Source organism: Enterobacter sp. MGH 37, from assembly GCF_000534515.1.
Taxonomy (GTDB): Bacteria; Pseudomonadota; Gammaproteobacteria; order Enterobacterales; family Enterobacteriaceae; genus Enterobacter; species Enterobacter kobei.
This window is the reverse complement of the sequence record NZ_KI973206.1, coordinates 299411-320136: the sequence shown is the minus strand read 5'-3', so window position 1 is coordinate 320136 and position 20726 is coordinate 299411. Positions and strand designations below refer to the sequence as shown.

Below are 20726 nucleotides of genomic sequence, written 5' to 3'. Positions count from 1 at the left end.
TCCCTTTGTTAGAAGTTAATTTCCGTTTTGTAATAAACCACCGTGTTATCGACGGTTTCTTCTTCCATTGAGTCTGGTTTTTTAACGGGCCACCCTGCCATAACGTAGGAAGAGAAATGGCTGCCAGTGGCTTTAACGCCCACTGATGCGCCCATCATGAATTGGCTGTCGCAGACATTGACGCCTTTCGGGCAATTATCTTTTGTGAAGCCAACGTCGTAGCCAATATAGGGCGTCAGCTGGTAAATACCGGCCAGTCCAATATCGAAAGGAAACTGCAGGCTATTGGCAATCCACGCGCCGCTGTCGCTCATCACGTTATCGTCTTTGAAACCACGAACGGTGTATTCATCGCCGATAGTCACTTTGGCATCACTCACCAGCACATCCGGCGTGTACTGAAAACCGCTGTTCAGCTCGTAGGTCATGCCGAGTCGGCCAAACTTAGCGAGCGGGCGCGTCCAGGAGGCAATGCCGTTGTATTTCAGATAATCGACGTCGAAACCCTCAAGGTCTTTATCGCCGTCGCGGGCTGAACCAAACCACGGCACCGCCGCGGTGACGCTCAGATCGCCATAGAACCAGCCACCGCCCATGGCGCCAACGTAGGTCAGGCCCGACGCCAGCGAGGTGTAGGTTTTTGAGCTAACGTCAATGCGCGCGTTTTCGATGCCGTTGTAGTTATCCCGGCGTTCGACTTTCATCCAGGCGCTGGTTTTGCCCGTTGCGCCACGCATCAGCATGCGGCTGATACGCAGGGATGCACGCTCCGACGTGCCATCGGAATCGTAAATGCCGAAGCCGCCGTCGATGCCTTTTTCGTATTCGGATTTGTAATAGCTGGTATCAAAACCCCAATAGCCCAGCGGCACGCTGTAGCTAAATGACCAGGAGTCCTGTTTATCATTATTATTTTTCAGATCGTTCCAGGAGTAATACGCATTAAAGATGTCGTTTAACCCGGCAATATTTTTTGCCGTCAGGCTGCCGTAATATTGCTGCCAGCCTTCTGATTTGCTCCCGGAGTTATTTAACCCCGCCGCCGCGTCAATCGGAAATGAGGGCTGATGAATCAGGTTAAGATCGGAATAGCCATTAATGATTGAGGGTTCAACGCTAATATTATCCCTCTCCGAGACCCGCATCAGGTTCTCAACCATCTGGTCGACATCCTGCATATTGAGGATCTTGTCTTTGGCAAACGGGTAGGCGGTAAAAAGACGCGTGCTATCACGCAGGCCCGGTGTCTGGCCGTTCACCTTAAAATCGTTAATCTTTCCCCACAGCACGCGAAGCTTAAGCGTACCGCTCTTGATGTTGCCGGGGTCGATGCTGATAAGAGTGGTGGCATAGCCACGGGAAATATAAAAATCCGTTAACTCTTTCACTAAGGTGAAAATGTCAGATTTACCCAGATCCTTACCCAGATAGCGCTGGACGATCTCCTCGCGCTGCGGCGATCCGTCGAACAGATGATCGTCGAGGATCTCGATCCGGGTTACGTTGAACTTCCACGATGAATTTGCCGGCAGGCCGGTCTCCGCGTTTTCGCCGCGAATTGCGCGTTGCTGTTGCAGCAACGCTTCCGTTCTTTTCGCCTCTTCAATCAGATACTGGCTACTCTGCCGCTCCAGGCGGTCAAGTTCCTGCTTGTTCTGAACTGAGGGCAGTATGGCGGCATGGGCCACCTGTAATAAAGGCAGTAAAAACAGGACGTTTTTGATTTTAAAATGACAACGCATCACTCTCTCCCTGAGCGTTATTTAATGACAACGGTGTATTGAACGGCGCCGACAACTTTGCCGGGGGTGAGGGCCGTCTTACGATCGACCCCGCCGCCAACATAGATTTGTGCCTGATAGTTTTTGGTGAGCGTGGAGGCGGTATAGACCTTCTCCTTACCCAGCGTGATCGCGGTTGAGTTCTTCTCAAAAAGGCGAATACTAAAATTGCTTGCATAGCCATCGCCGCTTTCAACGCCGATCACACCGGTCAACGCGCCTAAAGGGGTGTTAATTAAGGAGTTGAAGGTGATGCCAATTTGTTCCGTAGAAGGGCAGCCCACGGTGATACTGAAGTCTTTTTTAACACCCTGAAAAGTATCGTCGTTTTGAAAATCGGCGATGTTATAGGTGCCTAAATCGACGTTCGTCGCTGAGGGGTAAATGGAGCACGAGGCGGTAACCACCTTAATGGCAACACCAAAGTTGATGGCCATAATCGGCAGTTTTTCGCTTTCATCGGCGGACGGGATCACCAGTGCTTCGGCCACCTTACCCGCTGGAATAAAGTATTCCCCTTCAGGCATCGAACCGGTCTGGACCATTTCCACCAGAACCGTACTGTTTTTCACTCCACAACCGGTGGAGCACGTGGTCGGCGAACCCGAGTTACCCGGCAGCCATGAAGATTCGGTCTGCGTTGGCCACCGCATGCGAATGCCTATCCCCGGGATTTCGGTGTTATAGACATGATCAATCTGCGACCGGATATAGCTTCGCGAATAGCTTGAATGCCATGAAGATTGGGTGGACGCGTCGCAGGTGTAGCTGACGTCCGGCACCTGATAGGTTTTGCTCCATAAAACCTTGCCGACTTCACGCTGCTTTATGACGTTAAGCGTGATGTCGTCCATGATATTCAGCGTCGCCAACGGAGACGTGAGGGTGCACAACGCCGCATAGGCGTTGTTGCACGTTAAAGAGATAAACGCCGTGGATAAAAGAATCAGCGCAGCCGTAAAAATCCGTTTCATGGTGTTGCCCCGTTATTGATGCAGGTAATTTCAATAGCCTTAAACGCTTCTTCCTCGGTTGGCCGGTCCTCAGTGCCTTGCTTCACATAACGCGCACCGCACTGCGCGGGCTTTTTATTTTTCTTCCACTGGAGGGTAAAGACGTTTTGGCCTTCCTTAAGCGCCACCATCGCCACGCCGTTTTGCCCGACCATACCGATGGCGTTGTGCGATTCGTCCAGTACCGACGCACCAAATGGGATCACTTCGCCGGAAGGCTGCATAAAGCGCACAAAGCTCTGGCGATTGGCCTGGGTGTCCATTTTGATCAGCACTGCCGCGCCGGAGGTTGGCACGATGGTTCGGCGGGTGTCGTCGACCTCGACGGTATACGCGGTGCCTTTCGGGTCGGCGTACACCTCGTTGTACTTGTAAGGCACCAGATACCCGACGATGCCGTAGCCGTTGTCTTTGATGACGGCCTGGGAATCCGGGTAGATGCGAGAGCCTTCTGCGCCTTTTGCTTCCACGATGCCAATGGTGTCTGCGAGGGTCGGCACAAAGTTGATGCCGCCTTCATGCACCACCACGCCGCCGTTCAGGTTGACCCCTCCCATAAAGGAGTCTCGGGACTGGCTGTAGGTCATCCCGCCCGAGGCGCTCTCGCCCGTGTAGGAGAGGTTCATGCCGAAGTTAGTTTCCGGCGTGTTGGACTGGCTGAAATAGCCGCCAAAGCCAAACTGTGAGCGTTCCCCGGCGGAGCCGTTCAGCGAGGTACGGAAGTTGGCTTCTTCGCTGTTATAGCTAAAGTTGGCCCCCAGACGAGCCTGCTTCTCGTAGTGGTGGCCAAGCGGCATGCTCACGTTCAGGTAGAGCGTATCTTCGTGGTCGCCATCGTCGTTATTGGTGCGTCCAAGGGAGATCCCCCAGGTCGTGATGCCAAACTGGTTGTTGTAGCCCAGCACGAAGTTCGACTTTTCATTCCGGCCCTGCTCGTTATTCCAGACGTTGCCCACAAACCCGCTGACGTAGAAGCTTCCCCAACCGGCGGGAAGCGTCTGGTTGATGTTGGCTTCCAGGCGCTCGCGATAGCGTTCCGGGAGAAAGTCTTCTTCATCGGCTTCAATCGAGCGCTTCAGGCTGACCGCGTCGCTCAGGGAGTAGAAATTCGCGCTGGAATAGCGATAGCCAATCAGGCTGAAGTTCGTCCCGGTTGTCGGGAGGGTCTTCGCCAGGCTAATGCGCAGGCTCATATTGCAGAACGTGCCGCAGCCTGCGGTGTCCGGCTGCCCCTCGAAGCGGGTGAAAGAGCGCGTCACGTCTACGCCTAATGCGCCCAGACGGGTGTTAATCGCAAAACCGGTCATCAGCGCCGCATAATCACCTTCGAACGCGCTCTGTCCGCCAACGTAGCCGGTAAAGTTATTGAATAAGCCGTACTGAAACGTGCCCTCAACCGCTTTCGGATCCTCTTTCAGCCAGGTATCGCGGATTTCACCCGCAGCCACAGAGTAGCGGGAGTAACCTTCGCGCAGCAGCTGCGGTACGCTGGAGTAGGGGACCACGAAGTAGGACTCTTTGCCGTTTGTCTCTTTTACGGTGACCTCAAGATCGCCGTTATAGCCGGTCGCATAGAGATCGCTGATGGCGAACTCCCCAGGCGGCACCACCTTTTCATACAGGGTGTTGCCAGCCTGCTTGATAGTCACCGTTGCGTTGCTGTTGGCGATGCCGCGCACCACCGGGGCATAGTTGCGTACCGAGTCGGGAAGCATGCGATCGTCCGTGGCGAGACGAACGCCACGCAGGGCGGTAGTGTCAAAAAAATCACCGGTGGTGTTCAGATCGCCCAGCACTATCTGCGATTGCAGCGGCGCAATGGCCCGCTCGGCATAGGCCTGGATATGCTGTACGCCGGTATTTTCCGTGTCGCTGCCGGAGCTCAGGCTGTCGTAGGTCGTAAAACGCCATGCCCCCAGTGCGAGGGTATTGTGCAAATTGCTGTAGAGATAGGTCGCGTTGTCCTGAGCGGGGCGATAACGTGAACTGGTGGCGCTAAGGGTATAGGAGGACATCAGCGCCGGTACGCCGTTATCCCATAGCTCCGGGCTTACGTAACCCGCAGGCGTGTTAAGCAGCATTGCCTGAGGAATCGTGACATCCAGCTGTTCTTCTACCGCGTTATAATTAACCGTCGCGCCTTTAATCAGCTCAGGGAGAATAATGCAGGTATTCTGCTTCCAGTCGGGGGGAAGTTTTGATGTGTCGACGTCAAAGCGGACGACCATTTCGGGCGTCATGCAGGCGTTGAATCCCTGCTCATTATTTGCAGCCACAAAGGTAACGGTCCAGGTATTAACCGGCTTGAGGTTGCTGTAAACCTCAAGCGTATATTTCCCCGGCAGTATTTTTTCAACGCCGTCAAATTGTGTCAGATCGATTCCGCTATCGTAATACTTCATAAACCCACGAGAAAATGTCATCGGCTTACTGGTATCACTGGCATATACTGCGAGTGGCGCAATGGTCATCGAAATGACAAAGCCACTAATCACCCGCAGGATGTTAGTTTTCTTGTAAAACATCGACATATCACCGTCCTGGTCAATATGATTACTAATCAGAAGTTATACGTGCGCTTAATATAGGCACCCAGATCGGTAATATAATTGTATTGGAATGTCCCTTTCCCCTGCACGGCATTAACCTGCGGGAAGTGATATACCAGCGTGCTATATGGCGCGATCATCTCGCCATCAATCATGACATCTTTACCCTGAGCATCTCTGAGCCAGACATTTGTCATGCTTACATGGAAAGGCGAATTATTTGTTCCAACGACGTCATAACCGTTGGCTGTTTTTTTCAATTTCCAGGTTAATTCATCCGCCGCTTTCATCGGATTACCTTTCAGACCAACCGGGCGATAGAAAAATTTAATCAGCGTTCTGAACGCCATCTTTAGCTGATTTTTATCTACGTCTTCCGCCATTTCAGGCGGAATATCCAGGACATTGAGCCACAGAACCGTTTCACGATCTTTTGGATATTTCGCGGCGGCGCCTTCCGTCTGGAATATGCGGAAAACTTTCCCCTTTTGGCCGTTAATTCTGGCCGCCGGTGGGGTGATAAAGAAAGGCAAATCTTCTTTGGCGATGCCGTCACTCTTATCGGTGCTGGAAAGCCACACCTGAACCAGTTCAGGCGCTTTGCTGACGTTATTAATACGAATCGTTTGTTCTTTCTCCCCGGCGTTGAATGCCACGCGGGTCGTCATAATTTGAATCGTTGCACTGGCCGCAAAGGAAAAGGCCAGCGTCATCATGAATACAGAAGATATAACAAGTTTTTTTAACATCTGGCCTAATCCTTTAGGTGATACTCTTAGCGGATAAACCCGCGGGGCGCGCGATTACTGATATTTAATGGAGTACACAACGTCGGTTGAGACTTGACCGGCAGTAGATGCACCACCCGTCGCCACATATTGTGCCCAGTAATCAAAGCGAGCCGTATTACCGGCAACCGTAACGGTTTTAGCGCTATCGTTTGCAGTATTAAGGTTCAGTTTTGCTTTTGAAGAATCCAGTAAACCAACCTGAACTTTCTCCGCTCCGCCTGACGCTTTAGCCACGGTATTTTTCAGGTTACCGGTGGTGGCATCGATATTGGTGCTTTGCGCCAGTTCGAAGAATACGCTGGCAACTTTGCCATTGGTGCAGTTTGCGCCGCTTAACGTAATGTGGAATGGGGTATCACCTGCGCGCTGTCCATCCGTTGCAAGCGCGGTTGTACTAATAGAAGGTAAATGAACGGTAAAGTCTGGGCTTTCAGATTCGCCCTGTGCGTCACCGCCGGTAATAGTACAGGTTGCGTCGCTAATAGTACCTTCAAAAGTAATCGTGCCATCTTCTGCTGCAGCGGCGGTACCGACGGTTGAAAGAACGGCCAGGATTGCCAGCTTAGATAACTTATTCATAAAAATATCCATATCATTTCATTGGGGGGGCTATTGTATAGAGGTCATCTCCTCCACCGCTATCGGCCAGGCCTAAATATATTCCTAGTTTTAAAATGGTATATTTATTAAATTTATGAATTAAGTTTTGCTTCAAACTTTTAAACGCAAATAATGCGAAGAAATGGGGGGGTTAAGATAATATCAATTCTAAAAATGAATTTTATCGGTATGGTGAATAATTAGGGGCCGTAAAAGTCTGGCAACACAATTGATTTATGTTTTGAAAAGTGAGCTTGAATCTTCACGTTCCAGAGGCTAGCATTAGGCAAAAGCAGTAAGGACATCAATCCCTTCCTCGTCGGGTTTAACGACGCGGAGGGGATTTTTTTTCATCTGTATCTAATGCAACGACTTTTAAGAGGTCAGGACATGAGCACTTTAGGTCATCAGTACGACAACTCTCTGGTATCTAACGCGTTTGGTTTTTTACGCCTTCCGATGAACTTCCAGCCCTACGACAGCGATGCTGACTGGGTGATCACCGGTGTGCCGTTCGATATGGCAACCTCGGGTCGTGCCGGTGGACGTCATGGCCCGGCGGCGATCCGTCAGGTTTCCACCAACCTGGCCTGGGAGCATAACCGCTTCCCGTGGAACTTCGACATGCGCGAGCGCCTGAACGTGGTTGACTGCGGTGACCTCGTGTATGCCTTCGGCGACGCGCGTGAGATGAGCGAAAAGCTGCAGGCCCACGCCGAGAAACTGTTGGCTGCCGGTAAGCGTATGCTCTCCTTCGGTGGCGACCACTTTGTGACTCTGCCACTGCTGCGCGCCCACGCGAAACACTTTGGCAAAATGGCGCTGGTCCATTTCGATGCGCATACCGACACCTACGCGAACGGCTGCGAGTTTGACCACGGCACCATGTTCTACACTGCACCGAACGAAGGCCTGATCGATCCGAACCACTCCGTGCAGATCGGTATTCGTACTGAGTTCGACAAAGACAACGGCTTCACCGTGCTGGATGCCTGCCAGGTGAACGATCGCGGCGTGGACGACATCATCGCGCAGGTGAAGCAGATTGTCGGCGATATGCCAGTCTACCTGACCTTCGACATCGACTGCCTGGATCCTGCCTTTGCGCCAGGCACCGGTACGCCGGTGATCGGTGGCCTGACGTCCGACCGCGCCATCAAGCTGGTGCGCGGCCTGAAGGATCTGAACATCGTCGGGATGGACGTGGTGGAAGTGGCGCCAGCCTATGATCAGTCCGAAATCACGGCCCTGGCGGCAGCGACCCTGGCACTGGAAATGCTCTACATTCAGGCGGCGAAAAAAGGCGAATAAGCCTTAGGCGCTGATTGCTGCTGCGCGACGCATGCGCAGCAGCAACATTCCTCCGGCCAGAAGGGTGATCGCCTGCGACACGACCAGGACCGAAAAGCCAGAGCTGACCGACCCGACCGATTTCATCACCACCCCCATCAGCAGCGGAATAAACGCCGCGCAGATATTCCCGATGCCATTAATGATCCCATACGCGCTACCCACCACTTCCCGCGCGGCATGATGTTGGATCACCGCAGGGATCGCAGCCCCCTGAAGTCCCCAGAAAGCATTGGCGGACAACATAAACATCCCCAGCCAGACAGGCTGATGGCTGAGCATCAGCGCGACCACGGACAGCGCCGTTAACGCGCCTCCCACCACAAACAGCACCGGTGCCTGTTCCGGGCGCATTTTGTCGAGCAGCACGCCGCCCAAAAATTTCGATCCCAGGCTCAGCAGGAAGGGAATGGCTGCAAGCAGGCCCGTAGCATGCAGTGAGAAGTGATGTTCATCGCGCAGCCATGCAGGCAGCCAGGCGCTGCTCCCCCAGAGATAGCTCAGCGTGGCGATTTCAACCAACAGGATCCAGCCCAGCAGCGGCGTTTGCCAGGCAAGGGTGAAGGTCTGCACCCATCCCGGCTTTTTCATCTTCCCCCGGCTCTGGGGCGCAGGCAGAAAGCGCCAGATTAACCCGCCACCCAGCACAAGATTCATGACGGCCAACGCGTAGAACGATCCCGCCCAGCCCAGATGCGCCATCAGCCAGGTGATCAGTGGAAAGCCTACCGCCAGCCCGAGCGAGACGCCCAGCGCGGTCACCGCGTTGGGTTTGCCGATCTCTTCTGCGTCAAAGCGCTCGCTGATAAAGCGCGTTTTTAATGAAAAGAGCGGCCCCTCTGCAATCCCCAGAATCACGCGCGCAATGAGCATCCCCATCAGCGAGCCGAGCAAGGGCGAAATCGCACAGACCGCGGCCCAAATCGCAATGCTGCTTAATAATCCCTGCCGATAATGAAGTTTGCTTTCAATAACTGGCGTTAATAATAAAGCCGAAAAACCATAACCCAGCAGAAAGCAGGTCATGAGCATTCCTTGTAACATTCTGTTTTCATTTAACTGAAAATGTGCGGCAAATTCCGGGTGTAAAATCATTACCGAGATATTCACACGGTCGATGTAGGAAATAATGATGAGTAATAACAGTGCAATTGTACCTTGCCATCTTGCCGTCATGATGCCTGCCTTATGTCTGCGCGTGTGAATATTTTTTATCAGGGTGATTGTCACGGGTGTAAAATGGTTCACCTGTGAAACTCGTTGTTTATTAAGAATAAAGTAAAAATAAGTTTCACAGGTGAAACACGATGACGTGCCACCTTTTTATTTTTAATGAGCAAAAAGAAAAGAAGTCAATATCCGTTTTTTGAAATTTTAGACTATCGAAAAATCGTATTCTTTCACGCGGCAATAATGAAAATTTCATATCGCTGCATTTTTTCGTGATCCTTTGCACACTTAGTTAATTAATTACCTCCTGGTTAACAAATTCGTCACATTCGTGCTTGACGAAACATTCATCGCTTTTATATTGACCGTATTAAATAAGAAACAGAGTTTCATATATGAAACAAAAGCCTGGAGGATCGTGATGAGCTGGATAGGCGTATGTGACGCAGAACAAGTACAGGAAGATTTCCCTTTTAGCGGCAACGTCGACGGTAAAGAGATCGGCGTTTATTTGATTGACGGTGAATATTACGCGCTGGAAGACGTATGCCCGCACGCATATGCCCTGCTGAGCCAGGGCTTCGTCGAAGATGGCAAGGTGGAATGCCCGCTACACGAGGCGGTGTTCGACGTCAAAACCGGCCAGTGCCTGCATGGCCCCGGTGGTCGCAACCTTAACCGCTACCCGGTTCGGGTCTTTGAAAACCAAATCCAGATTACCTTCGTCGAGGAGAGCGTGGCATGAGCGACACCCTGAACTACAACCCGGCGCTGCCGGAAAGCCGCCAGTTTACTCCGCCTGCAGAAGGCGGTAACGGTGCCATTCATAAGCCAGGCGATTACCAGAACCTGATCTGGCAAACCCGCAGCCGCGAGCCGGAAAACTGGGAGATGAACCTGATCGCGACGCTGGAAGATCTCTTCGAGCAGGGCGTTGAAACCTTGCCGGAGCTGGTGAACGGGCTGAACGCGGTGCGCATGCACGACCAGCAGGGCGAGCCCTGGAGCGACGCCAGCTTCCAGGCATTCTTACAGGTTAACGGCTACTGAGGACAACGCGATGACGACTACCGTACAAAACTATCTGGATAAAGGTCTGCGCGGCCTCTGGTATCCGGTACTGGCGAGCTGGGAAGTGCAGTCCGCGCCGGTGGGGATTACCCGCCTGGGCGAGCAGATTGTGGTCTGGCGCAATAAAGACGGCCAGGTGCAGGCGCTGGAAGATCGCTGTCCGCACCGCGGCGCACGCCTGTCGATGGGCTGGAACCTTGGGGACCGTATTGCCTGCTGGTACCACGGCGTGGAAGTGGCGGGCAATGGCGAAGTGAAAGATGTGCCCGCCGTGGACAAATGCCCGCTGGTCGGCCAGCAGTGCGTGCGCAGCTATAACGTGCAGGAGGCGCACGGCGCCATTTTCCTGTGGTTCGGCGTCACTGCTGACCAGCAGCCTGACGATCTGACTTTCCCGGATGAGCTCGCCGACACGGACAGTTTCAGCAACTTCCTCTGCACCGCCGCGTGGAAATGCAATTACCAGTACGCGCTGGAAAACGTCATGGACCCGATGCACGGCACCTATCTGCATTCGTCGTCACATTCGATGGCGGAAGGGGATCGCAAGGCCGACATGGTGCTTCAGCCGACCAAAACCGGCTTCATCTTCGAGAAAAAGGGGCAGAGCGGCGTCAATTTCGACTGGGTGGAATTGGGCAACAGCGGCACCTGCTGGATGCGTCTCTCCATTCCGTATAAGAAGCGTTTCGGACCGGGCGGCCATTTCTTTATCGTCGGCATGGTGGTGCCGGAAGATAACGACAACTGCCGCGTTTTCTTCTGGCGCATTCGCCGCGTGCAGGGCTGGCAGCGCGATATGTGGCGCTTTATGTACCGCAATCGTCTGGAAAAACTGCACTGGGAAGTGCTGGAGCAGGACCGCGTGGTGCTGGAAAGCCTGGCGCCAAATGCCCGTGACCATGAATACCTCTACCAGCACGACGTCGGGCTCTCGCGCCTGCGCCGCATGATGCAAAAGGCCGCGAAAGAACAGCTGGCGATGCGCGAAGCGCAGCAGGGAGCCGCCTGATGAACGGACTGCTGAGCGGGAAGCGCATCGTCGTGACCGGCGCCGCGCGCGGGCTGGGTTACCACTTTGCCAGCGCATGCGCTGCGCAAGGTGCCTGCGTGGTGATGTGCGACATCCTCAAAGGCGAGCTGGCCGAAAGCGCCCACCGTCTGAGCGAGCAAGGGTATGTAACCGAATCGCACGTTATCGATCTGGCCGATCCGCAGTCCATCGAGCAGGTATTCAGCGCCATTGGCAAACTGGGGCAGATTGACGGCCTGGTGAACAACGCGGCAATGGCGACCGGCGTGGGCGGTAAAAACATGCTGGATTACGATCCGGATCTCTGGGATCGGGTGATGAGCGTCAACGTCAAGGGTACGTGGCTGGTGACGCGTGCCGCCGTGCCGCTGCTGTGCGAAGGGGCGGGGATTGTGAACGTGGCGTCCGATACCGCGCTGTGGGGCGCGCCGCGCCTGATGGCCTACGTGGCCAGTAAGGGGGCGGTGATTGCGATGACCCGCTCAATGGCGCGCGAGCTGGGAGAAAAACGCATTCGAATCAACGCTATCGCGCCGGGGCTGACCCGCGTCGAGGCCACCGAATATGTGCCCGCCGAACGCCATCAGCTCTACGAAAATGGCCGCGCGTTAACGGGCGCGCAGCAGCCGGAGGATGTCACCGGCAGCGTGGTCTGGCTGTTAAGCGATCTGTCGCGGTTTATCACCGGGCAGCTGATCCCGGTCAACGGCGGTTTTGTCTTTAACTAAGGTATGGCGATTATGGCAAACGATCAGGAAGTGAAGTATCTGGTGCCGGGGCTTGAACGCGGTTTGCAGCTGCTATTGGCCTTCGGCGAGCAGCATCGCGAGCTGACCTTTGCCGAGCTACACCGGCTGGTGGATATGCCGAAGGCCACTGCCTACCGCGTGGTGCAGACGCTGGAGTATATGGGTTTTATGGAGCGCAATGCGCGCACCAATACCTTCTCGCTGGGCATGAACGTGCTGCGCCTGGGCTTTGAGTACATCGCCTCGCTGGATGTGGCGCAGGTAGGCCAGCCGGTGATCGAGCAGCTTCGCGATGTCAGCCAGTGCAGCAGCCATCTGGCGATCCGCGACGGACGCGACATTATTTACATTGCCCGCGTCAGCGCCGCCGGGTCGCGTATCAATCAGGTCAGCATTGGCACCCGTCTGCCGGTGCACTGTACCTCGCTTGGACGCATGTTATTGACCGATATTTCCCGCGCCGATTTTGAACAGCTGTTCCCGCACGAGCGGCTGCCGGGCAACACGCCGGGGCAGCTTCACGACCGCGAAGCCCTGTGGCAGATGGTGCAGCAGGACAAAGCCCGCGGATATGTGATTGGCGAGTCTTTCTTCCGCCACGGCATCTCTTCCATCGTCTATCCGGTGTATGACCGAAGCCAGCGCGTGGCGGCGGTGGTCAGCATTCTGGTGCCGTCGGAGGAGATCCCGCAGACCGACCGCGAGCGGCTCCAGAACGAGGTTCGCCTCGCGGCAGATAAAATTTCTGGCTTCTTAGGGTACCTGTCACAGGCCAGTTAAATCAGTGAGTTAACGTCAGGCGCTTCAGTGCGTCGGGCATGTTTTACGCCCAATTTGGGCCAGATGAGGCAACGAACGATGAGTGTAACCGGAATTGAAAAGCTGGAATTTGGCGTGGAAGACCTGACGCACTGCGCCAAATTTATGCGTGATTTTGGCCTGACGGGCGATGCCAGCGGCCAGCGTTTTACCACCCTGAGCGGCGCGCGCGTGGAGCTTAATCCGATTGACAGCCCCGACCTGCCGCCAGCCTTTGAAGCGGGCAACACCCTGCGCCGTATGACCTGGGCGGTGGCCACCCCGGCAGACCTCGATGCGCTGCGCCCGAAGCTTGCCGGGCAGCCTGGCTTTCGTGAAGTGGGCGACGCCCTGGAGTGCCGCGATCCGAACGGCATGACGCTGCGCGTGCAGGTCAGCCAGCAGACCGACGTGGAGCTGAACGTTGAGCCGATTAACCAGTGGGGAGACGCTCGCCGAATCGACACCCCCAGCCCGGTCTACGATCGCGCCCAGCCGATTAACGTCGGGCACGTGGTGTTTTTCGTTGAGGAGCTGGCCGCGGTGGAGACATTCTATCGCGAAGTGCTCGGCTTCCAGGTCTCTGACCGCTACATCAACCGCGCCGTATTCCTGCGCTGCGGCGTGCGCGGCGGCCATCACAACCTGTTCCTGCTGCAATTACCGAACCGCAAGCGCGGGCTAAACCACGTTGCGTTTACGGTGCGCGACATCCACGAGGTGATCGGCGGCGGGATTGCGATGAATAAAAACGCCTGGAGCACGTTTATTGGGCCGGGCCGTCATCCGGTGTCGTCGGCCTATTTCTGGTACGTCAACAGCCCGACCGGCGGCGCGTTTGAGTATTACACCAATGATGACTACCTGACTGAAAACTGGCAGCCGCGCGAGCTGGAGCATTCGCTGGTCTCCTTCACCGAATGGGCGGTGGAAGGCGGCATCGACCACGACACGCGCCGTCAGCAGAAAAAGCCGGAGGCGGTATGACGTCGCGCATTGTCATTATCGGCGGCGGTCAGGCGGGCGGCTGGGCGGCAAAAACCCTCCGCGACGAGGGCTTCGAGGGCGAGATTTGCGTGGTGGCGGAAGAAGCGTGGGATTTCTATGAACGTCCGCCGCTGTCGAAGGCGTCTCTGCTGGAGCCTGACGCGGCGCTCCCGCGGCTGTTTTCCGAAGAGGCACAGCAGGCGCTGGATCTGACCTGGTACCGCCCACTGCGTGCGGAGCAGATCGACCGTCAGACAAAAACGGTGCGTTTAAGCAACGGTACGCATCTTAGTTACAACATTCTTTTGATTGCCACCGGAGGGCGGGCGCGTCTGCCGGGCGAGGCGTGGGCGGCGCATCCGCAGGTTTATACCCTGCGCCACTGGCAGGACGCGCAGCGTCTTAAGGGGCGTCTGGCGCAGAGTAAAAGACTGGCGATTGTGGGCGGCGGCTGGATCGGCCTTGAGATTGCCGCCTCCGCGCGCAAAAACGGCGTGGCGGTCACGCTGTTCGAGCAGCAGCCCGCGCTGTGCATGCGGTCGGTGAGCGGAGAAGTGTCGAAACGCTTAACGGCCATCCATCGCGAACAGGGCGTCGACATTCGTACCGGCTGCGGCGCGCTGGAGCTGGAGGACAACAATGGCCTGCCGGTTATTCACTGTGATGGCCAGCGCGAAACCTTTGATGCGGTGGTGGTCGGGATCGGCGTCGATCTCAATCTGGAACTGGCGCGCGATGCGGGGCTTCATACCGGGCGCGGGATCGTGGTGGATGCTCAGGGGCGTACCTCGGATCCGTTCATCTTTGCGGCTGGCGATGTGGCTCAGCATCACCACTACGGCTTGTGCATTCAGTCGTGGGCATTTGCCCAGAATCAGGCGGTGGCGACGGCGAAAGCGATGCTCAACCCCGATGCGCCAGGCTACGACGACGCGCCGTGGCTGTGGTCGGATCAATACCAGCACAATATTCAGATCCTCGGCATTCCGCATCCGGGCAGCAACACGATAGCGCGTGAAGATTCGCTCTTTTTCTCGCTGGATGAAAACGGGCGACTGACGCAGCTGGTGGCGTTTAACGATGCGCGCACCGTCAAGCTGGCGAAACGCTGGATGGCGGCAGGGCGGGATTTATCGGACGTACCGCTCGCCGACCCGACTTTTTCACTGATGTCATTGCGATAGCTAACCCGCACCCGTAGGGGGAGAGATGACCACATTAGAAACCAACACCGCGCCCGTTGAGGCAGGCGGTGAGGGAACCCGCACGCCTGAAAAAGCAGTGCGCTGGGCTATCCCGCTGTCGCTGCTGGCCTGCGTGCTGCTGGCGTTTTTCGACAAAATCAGTATTGCGGCGCTGTTTTCTGACAGCCATTTCCAGCAAGCGATGGGGATCGATTTCGACACCACGCGCCTCGGCATTCTGATGAGCGCCTTTCTGCTGAGCTACGGTTTTTCGTCAGTCTTTCTCAGCGGGCTGGGGGATAAAATCGCGCCGCTGCGCCTGCTGACCGGGATGATGGCGATCTGGTGCGTGCTGATGGTGGCGATGGGCTTTACCCACAACTATACGATGATGATCGTGCTGCGCATTCTGCTGGGGGTGGCGGAGGGGCCGCTGTTCCCGCTGGCCTTCGCCATTGTGCGTCACAACTTCCCGCAGCATCTGCAGGCGCGCGCCACCATGCTGTGGCTGCTTGGCACGCCGGTGGGCGCGGCGATTGGTTTTCCGCTCTCCCTCTGGCTGCTGAACACCTTCGGCTGGCAGAGCACCTTCTTCGTGATGGCGATGCTTACCGTGCCGGTATTGATTTTCGTGCGCGTCGGTCTGCGTGGTATCCGCCTGGAGGCGAAACCTGGCACCACGCAGGCGTCTCAGGATGAGCGGCGTGCCGCGCGGCGCGAGCTGTTCGTCAGCCCGCACTTCTGGATCATCTGCATCTTTAACATCGCCTTCCTGACCTACCTGTGGGGCATCAATGGCTGGCTGCCGGGCTACCTGATCAAAGGCAAAGGCATTCACCTGGAGCATGCGGGCTGGCTGTCGTCGATGCCGTTCATCGCCATGCTGGCGGGCGAAGTGATTGGCGCGTGGCTCTCTGACCGGGTCGATAAGCGTGCGGCAGCCTGCTTTATCTCCATGGCGGGCGCGGCTGTCGGGCTGGCGGCGGTCATGCACCTCGACACCCCGCTGACCATCATCGCTGCGATGAGCTTCAGCACCTTTATGTGGGGCACTGGCGCACCCAACATTTTTGCCCTGCTGGCGAAGGCCACTCATCCACGGGTGAGCGCGACGGCGGGCGGCATTTTCAACGGGCTGGGAAACTTCGCGGGCGCACTGTCGCCAGCGGTGATGGGGGCGCTTATCGCCTTCACCCACAGCATGGATTCCGGGCTGATTTTTCTGGCGGTGATGGCGGCGGTGGGCTGCGTCCTGTTACTGCCGCTGCTGAGACGTTACTGAGGAGAGTGTCATGACTGATTCAACCGTAACCCATAAATCAGGCATCAAACCTGAGCACCTGACGATGGAAGAGTGGGTCGAGTCGCGCATCGCGCGCTTTGAAGGCCGTAAGTACGACTGGAACGCGCTGAAGTTCCAGGCCGACTATGACCCGAAATATCGCCGGGCGCAGATGCGCTACATCGGCACCGGCGCAACGGGCGTGGCGAACGACACCAACACCGTGCAGGCGGACCATTTCACCTTCTCCACCATGGTGCTGCCGTCGAAGTGTGAAGGGCCGCTGCACCTGCATGACGACGTGGAAGAGGTGTTCTTCATGCTTAAAGGGCAAATCACGCTGATGATCCAGGACGGCGAACACTACACCGAAACCGTGCTGCGCGAGCGTGACCTGATCTCCGTCCCGCCGGGTATCTATCGCGGCCTGTTTAACCACGGGGAAGAAGAGGCGCTGATGTGCGTCATGCTGGGGACCAACAAGCCGGAAATCCCGACCTATCCCGCCGATCATCCGCTTTCAAAAGTGAAGCGGAACTAAGGGGGCATGATGACGGGTTTTCGTGAACAGGGAAGCGGCATTCCGCTGATGCTGCTGCATGGGATCAGCTCGGGTGCTGCCTCCTGGCATAAGCAGATGGCGCTGAAGGGTTTTCGCGTGCTGGCGTGGGACATGCCCGGTTATGGCGAAAGCCCGATGCTGACCGTAGAACGGGCGAGTGCGGGAGATTACGCCGATGCACTGGCGGCAATGCTTGACCGCGCGGGCGTCTGGCAGGCGGTACTGGTCGGCCATTCTCACGGGGCTCTGGTCGCCAGCGCCTTTGCGGCGAAGTTTCCCGACCGGGTGCGGCATCTGGTGCTGGCAGATGCCGCGCAGGGCTACGGTCAGGCCGCACCGGAGCAACGCGAGCAGGTCTGGCGCAGCCGCGAGCAGCAGATGGCGCTGGGCGGTGAAATCCTTGCCCAGACCCGCGCGGCGAAGCTGTTGCGCCCCGGCGCCCGCGGGGAAGATATCGCCACCGTCGCGTCGGGCATGCGCAAGCTGCGTCCTGAAGGCTACCTTGCCGCCGCGTGGATGCTGGCACACGACGATATTCACGGCTGGCTTAAACGTTACTCCGGCACGTTTGAGGTCTGGTGCGGCGAGCAGGATGCGATCACGCAGCCCGAGCTGGTGCAGGGGCTGGCACTGCGCTACGGCATGCCGTTTACCGCCATTCCCCAGGCCGGGCACGCCAGCTATCTCGATAACGCGGCGTTTTTTAACCAACAGCTTTTACGCATTAACGAAGAGGTGCGCGATGTATGCACAAATTGACGGGCGCGTAGCGGTAGTCACCGGCGGTTCTTCTGGCATTGGCTTTGAAACGCTGCGCCTGCTGCTGGGCGAGGGGACAAAAGTGGCTTTCTGCGGCCGAGACCCGGACCGGCTCGCCAGCGCCCACGCGACGCTGCAAAACGAATACCCCGACGGCGAGATTTTCTCCTACCGCTGCGACGTGCTAAACGCTGCCGAAGTCCAGGGCTTTGCGGATGCCGTTCAGGCCCGCTTTGGCGCGGCGGACATGCTGATTAACAACGCCGGGCAGGGCTATGTGGCGCATTTCAGCGATACCCCGCGCGAAGCGTGGCTGCACGAAGCCGAACTGAAATTGTTCGGGGTGATCAACCCGGTGCAGGCGTTTCAGCCTCTGCTGGAGCGGTCCGATATCGCCTCCATTACCTGCGTGAACTCCCTGCTGGCGCTGCAGCCGGAGGAGCACATGATCGCCACTTCTGCCGCCCGTGCTGCGCTGCTGAATATGACGCTGACGCTCTCAAAAGAGCTGGTGGGTAAAGGTATCCGCGTGAATTCCATTTTGCTCGGCATGGTGGAGTCCGGGCAGTGGCAGCGCCGCTTTGAGAGCCGGACGGACAAAAGTCAGAGCTGGCCGGAGTGGACGGCGGATATCGCGCGTAAACGTGGCATCCCGATGGCGCGTCTCGGCAAGCCGCAGGAGCCCGCGCAGGCGCTGCTGTTCCTCGCCTCGCCGCTGGCGTCATTCACCACCGGCGCCGCGCTGGACGTTTCCGGCGGCTTCTGCCGCCACCTGTAAGGACACATTATGAAAAAGATCATGTTAATTGGTTTTGGCGCCATGGCGCAGGCGGTGATTGAGCGTTTACCCGCGGGCGTGGCTATCGGCTGGATCGTGGCGCGTGAATCTCATCATGCGGCGATTCACACACAGTTTGGTGATGCAGTGATGGCGCTCGGTACGCCGGTGGCGTGCGCTGACACGCCCGATCTGGTGCTGGAGTGCGCCAGCCAGCAGGCGGTGGCGCAGTACGGCGAGGACATACTGCGTCGCGGCTGGCATCTGGCGGTGATCTCCACCGGCGCGCTGGCGGACAGCGCGCTGGAGCAGCGTTTGCTCAGTGCTGGCGGCAAGCTGACGTTGCTCTCCGGCGCGGTTGCCGGTATTGACGGGCTGGCGGCGGCGAAAGAGGGCGGGCTGGAACGCGTAACCTATCAGTCGCGCAAAAGCCCGGCCAGCTGGCGCGGCAGTTATGCTGAGCAGCTTATCGACCTTAACGCGGTGTCTGAGGCGAGCGTTTTCTTTGAAGGCAGCGCCCGCGAGGCGGCGCGCCTGTTCCCGGCGAACGCCAACGTGGCGGCGACGGTGGCGCTCGGTGGCGTCGGGATGGACGAGACGCGCGTGCAGCTGATGGTCGACCCGGCAACGAAGCGCAATACCCACACGCTGCATGTCGAAGGCGTGTTCGGCGAGTTCCATCTTGAGCTGAGCGGGCTGCCGCTGGCGTCTAACCCTAAAACCTCCACTCTTGCAGCACTGAGCGCGGTACGCGCCTGCCGCGAGCTGGCCCTGAGCTGAGGAGCGACGATGGACGATCTGAAGATTTTTATCGGCGGCCACTGGCGACATGGTGGTGGCAACCCGATGCAGAGCCATTTCCCGGCAGACGGGTCGATCAATGCGACGCTGAATGCGGCAAGTCTCGACGATCTGAATGACGCAATCGAGGCCGGCGAGCGGGCGTGGCGCGATCCCGCGTGGCGCAGCAGCCTGCCGCACATGCGCGCGAGGATCCTGCATAAGGTCGCGGATCTGATTGAATCCCGCGTCGACGAACTGGCGAAAATGCAGAGCCGCGATAACGGCAAGCCGCTCGCGGAGGCGCGTGGGCTGGTGATGAGTGCGGCAGGGACAGCGCGCTACTTTGCCGCTGCCTGCGAGCTGCTGGAAGGGGAACTCCCTACGCCACGCCAGCCGGGTCTGCTGACCCTGAGCCGCTATGAACCGCTCGGCGTGGTGGCTGCCATCACGCCATGGAACTCGCCGATTGCCAGCGAAATGCAAAAGGTTGCCCCGGCGATTGCCGCCGGAAATGCGGTGATCCTCAAACCTGCCGAGGCCACGCCGCTGATGGCGCTGGAGCTGGCGCGTATTTTTGAACAGGCCGGGCTGCCCGCCGGGCTGCTGAGCGTGCTACCCGGTAAAGGCTCGGTGATTGGCGATGCGCTGGCGCGTCACCCTAAGGTGCGCAAAATCTCCTTTACCGGTGGCACCACTACGGGCCGCCATCTTGCACACGTGGCGGCGGAAAAGCTGATCCCGGCATCGCTGGAGCTGGGCGGAAAATCCCCGACCATCGTGCTGGAAGACGCAGACATCGAGCAGGCCGCGCGCGGCATCTGCTACGGCATTTTTAGCTCGGCAGGGCAGGCGTGCATCGCCGGTTCACGACTGTTTATCCACGAGAGTGTTTACGCGCCGCTGATGTCGCGGCTGCTTGAGCTCACGCGCGGGCTGCGCGTCGGACATCCGTTTACTGACGGTACCCATGTCGGGCCGCTGATTAACCCTAAACATCGTCAGAGCGTGCAGGATTACGTCGAGCTGGCGAAGCGCGAAGGGGGCCGCGTGCTGTGCGGCGGGGAGATCCCGGCCGATCCTGAGCTGGCAAACGGCAGTTTCTTCCTGCCCACCCTCATCGAAGGGCTGAGCAACAGCGCCCGTGCGTGTCAGGAGGAGATCTTCGGCCCGGTACTGGTGGCGATGCCGTTTCGCGACGAGGCCACGCTTATCCGCGAGGCCAACGACTCGGTGTACGGCCTGGCGGCGGGGATCTGGACGCGCGATGCCGGGCGCGCGCTGCGACTGAGCGAACAGCTTGAGGCGGGCACGGTGTGGATCAACACCTACAAAGTCTTTGCGATTTCAACCCCGTTCGGGGGCTTTAAAGAGAGCGGTCTGGGCCGCGAAAAGGGCATTCAGGGGCTGAAAGCCTGGATGCAGCAAAAGAGCATTTATCTGGCGACGGGTAACAGCGTCAACCACTGGTGCGACTGAGAAAGGGTGA

General features: G+C 57.3%; 20 protein-coding genes. 14 read left to right on the top strand and 6 right to left on the bottom strand.

Going from position 1 to position 20726, the window contains the following annotated elements; genetic code table 11:
- Positions 1 to 8: 8 nt before the first annotated feature.
- The 5 genes from L383_RS09585 to L383_RS09605 are packed head-to-tail and all read right to left on the bottom strand — an operon-like array spanning position 9 to position 6725.
- Positions 9 to 1742: a ShlB/FhaC/HecB family hemolysin secretion/activation protein gene (locus tag L383_RS09585; protein WP_023331272.1), complete on the bottom strand. Its 1734-nt coding sequence runs from the start codon at positions 1740 to 1742 to the stop codon at positions 9 to 11.
- Positions 1743 to 1759: 17 nt separating this feature from the next.
- Positions 1760 to 2755 (bottom strand): fimbrial protein, encoded by a 996-nt coding sequence (locus L383_RS09590; RefSeq protein ID WP_014885179.1) that lies wholly within the window; start codon positions 2753 to 2755, stop codon positions 1760 to 1762.
- Complete coding sequence (locus L383_RS09595) at positions 2752 to 5325, bottom strand: fimbria/pilus outer membrane usher protein (RefSeq protein WP_023331271.1); 2574 nt, start codon at positions 5323 to 5325, stop codon at positions 2752 to 2754. Before L383_RS09595 ends, L383_RS09590 begins: the two co-directional genes overlap by 4 nt.
- A gap of 29 nt (positions 5326 to 5354) precedes the next feature.
- Positions 5355 to 6092, bottom strand: coding sequence for a fimbrial biogenesis chaperone (locus tag L383_RS09600; protein ID WP_023331270.1), 738 nt, complete (start codon positions 6090 to 6092; stop codon positions 5355 to 5357).
- 54 nt (positions 6093 to 6146) lie between these two features.
- Positions 6147 to 6725, bottom strand: coding sequence for a fimbrial protein (locus L383_RS09605; RefSeq protein ID WP_032629482.1), 579 nt, complete (start codon positions 6723 to 6725; stop codon positions 6147 to 6149).
- Between the two features lie 399 nt (positions 6726 to 7124).
- On the opposite strand from L383_RS09605, the gene speB reads away from it, so the two are divergent.
- Positions 7125 to 8045, top strand: a complete 921-nt coding sequence (gene speB, locus L383_RS09610) for an agmatinase (protein WP_002434404.1) — start codon at positions 7125 to 7127, stop codon at positions 8043 to 8045.
- 3 nt (positions 8046 to 8048) lie between these two features.
- On the opposite strand, the gene L383_RS09615 is transcribed toward speB, so the two are convergent.
- Entirely contained in the window at positions 8049 to 9260 is a 1212-nt protein-coding gene (locus L383_RS09615) for an MFS transporter (RefSeq protein WP_032629479.1), read from the bottom strand.
- 415 nt (positions 9261 to 9675) lie between these two features.
- Here L383_RS09615 and L383_RS09620 point away from each other — a divergent pair, with 415 nt between their 5' ends.
- The 13 genes from L383_RS09620 (at position 9676) to L383_RS09680 (ending at position 20716) form a co-directional block, all read left to right on the top strand.
- A complete protein-coding gene (locus L383_RS09620; RefSeq protein ID WP_014885174.1) occupies positions 9676 to 9999 on the top strand; it encodes a Rieske (2Fe-2S) protein in 324 nt (107 codons plus the stop codon).
- Entirely contained in the window at positions 9996 to 10304 is a 309-nt protein-coding gene (locus L383_RS09625) for a recombinase-like helix-turn-helix domain-containing protein (RefSeq protein WP_014885173.1), read from the top strand. Before L383_RS09620 ends, L383_RS09625 begins: the two co-directional genes overlap by 4 nt.
- 10 nt (positions 10305 to 10314) lie before the next feature.
- Entirely contained in the window at positions 10315 to 11337 is a 1023-nt protein-coding gene (locus tag L383_RS09630; protein ID WP_023331267.1) for an aromatic ring-hydroxylating oxygenase subunit alpha, read from the top strand.
- Positions 11337 to 12086: an SDR family oxidoreductase gene (locus tag L383_RS09635; RefSeq protein ID WP_023331266.1), complete on the top strand. Its 750-nt coding sequence runs from the start codon at positions 11337 to 11339 to the stop codon at positions 12084 to 12086. Before L383_RS09630 ends, L383_RS09635 begins: the two co-directional genes overlap by 1 nt.
- A gap of 12 nt (positions 12087 to 12098) precedes the next feature.
- The gene (locus tag L383_RS09640) at positions 12099 to 12887 is read left to right on the top strand and encodes an IclR family transcriptional regulator (protein ID WP_023331265.1); all 789 of its coding nucleotides are present in this window, start codon (positions 12099 to 12101) and stop codon (positions 12885 to 12887) included.
- A 78-nt stretch (positions 12888 to 12965) separates the two neighbouring features.
- A complete protein-coding gene (locus L383_RS09645) occupies positions 12966 to 13892 on the top strand; it encodes a VOC family protein (RefSeq protein WP_014885169.1) in 927 nt (308 codons plus the stop codon).
- Entirely contained in the window at positions 13889 to 15076 is a 1188-nt protein-coding gene (locus L383_RS09650) for an NAD(P)/FAD-dependent oxidoreductase (protein WP_023331264.1), read from the top strand. The genes L383_RS09645 and L383_RS09650 overlap by 4 nt, the downstream gene beginning before the upstream one ends.
- A gap of 25 nt (positions 15077 to 15101) precedes the next feature.
- Positions 15102 to 16358, top strand: coding sequence for an MFS transporter (locus L383_RS09655; RefSeq protein WP_023331263.1), 1257 nt, complete (start codon positions 15102 to 15104; stop codon positions 16356 to 16358).
- Positions 16359 to 16368: 10 nt separating this feature from the next.
- Positions 16369 to 16899 (top strand): cupin domain-containing protein, encoded by a 531-nt coding sequence (locus L383_RS09660; RefSeq protein ID WP_014885166.1) that lies wholly within the window; start codon positions 16369 to 16371, stop codon positions 16897 to 16899.
- A gap of 9 nt (positions 16900 to 16908) precedes the next feature.
- A complete protein-coding gene (locus L383_RS09665; RefSeq protein ID WP_023331262.1) occupies positions 16909 to 17679 on the top strand; it encodes an alpha/beta fold hydrolase in 771 nt (256 codons plus the stop codon).
- Positions 17663 to 18457: an SDR family oxidoreductase gene (locus L383_RS09670; RefSeq protein WP_023331261.1), complete on the top strand. Its 795-nt coding sequence runs from the start codon at positions 17663 to 17665 to the stop codon at positions 18455 to 18457. Before L383_RS09665 ends, L383_RS09670 begins: the two co-directional genes overlap by 17 nt.
- Positions 18458 to 18466: 9 nt before the next feature.
- Positions 18467 to 19237 (top strand): aspartate dehydrogenase, encoded by a 771-nt coding sequence (locus L383_RS09675; protein WP_023331260.1) that lies wholly within the window; start codon positions 18467 to 18469, stop codon positions 19235 to 19237.
- 9 nt (positions 19238 to 19246) lie between these two features.
- Positions 19247 to 20716, top strand: coding sequence for an aldehyde dehydrogenase (locus L383_RS09680; protein WP_023331259.1), 1470 nt, complete (start codon positions 19247 to 19249; stop codon positions 20714 to 20716).
- Positions 20717 to 20726 lie beyond the last annotated feature (10 nt).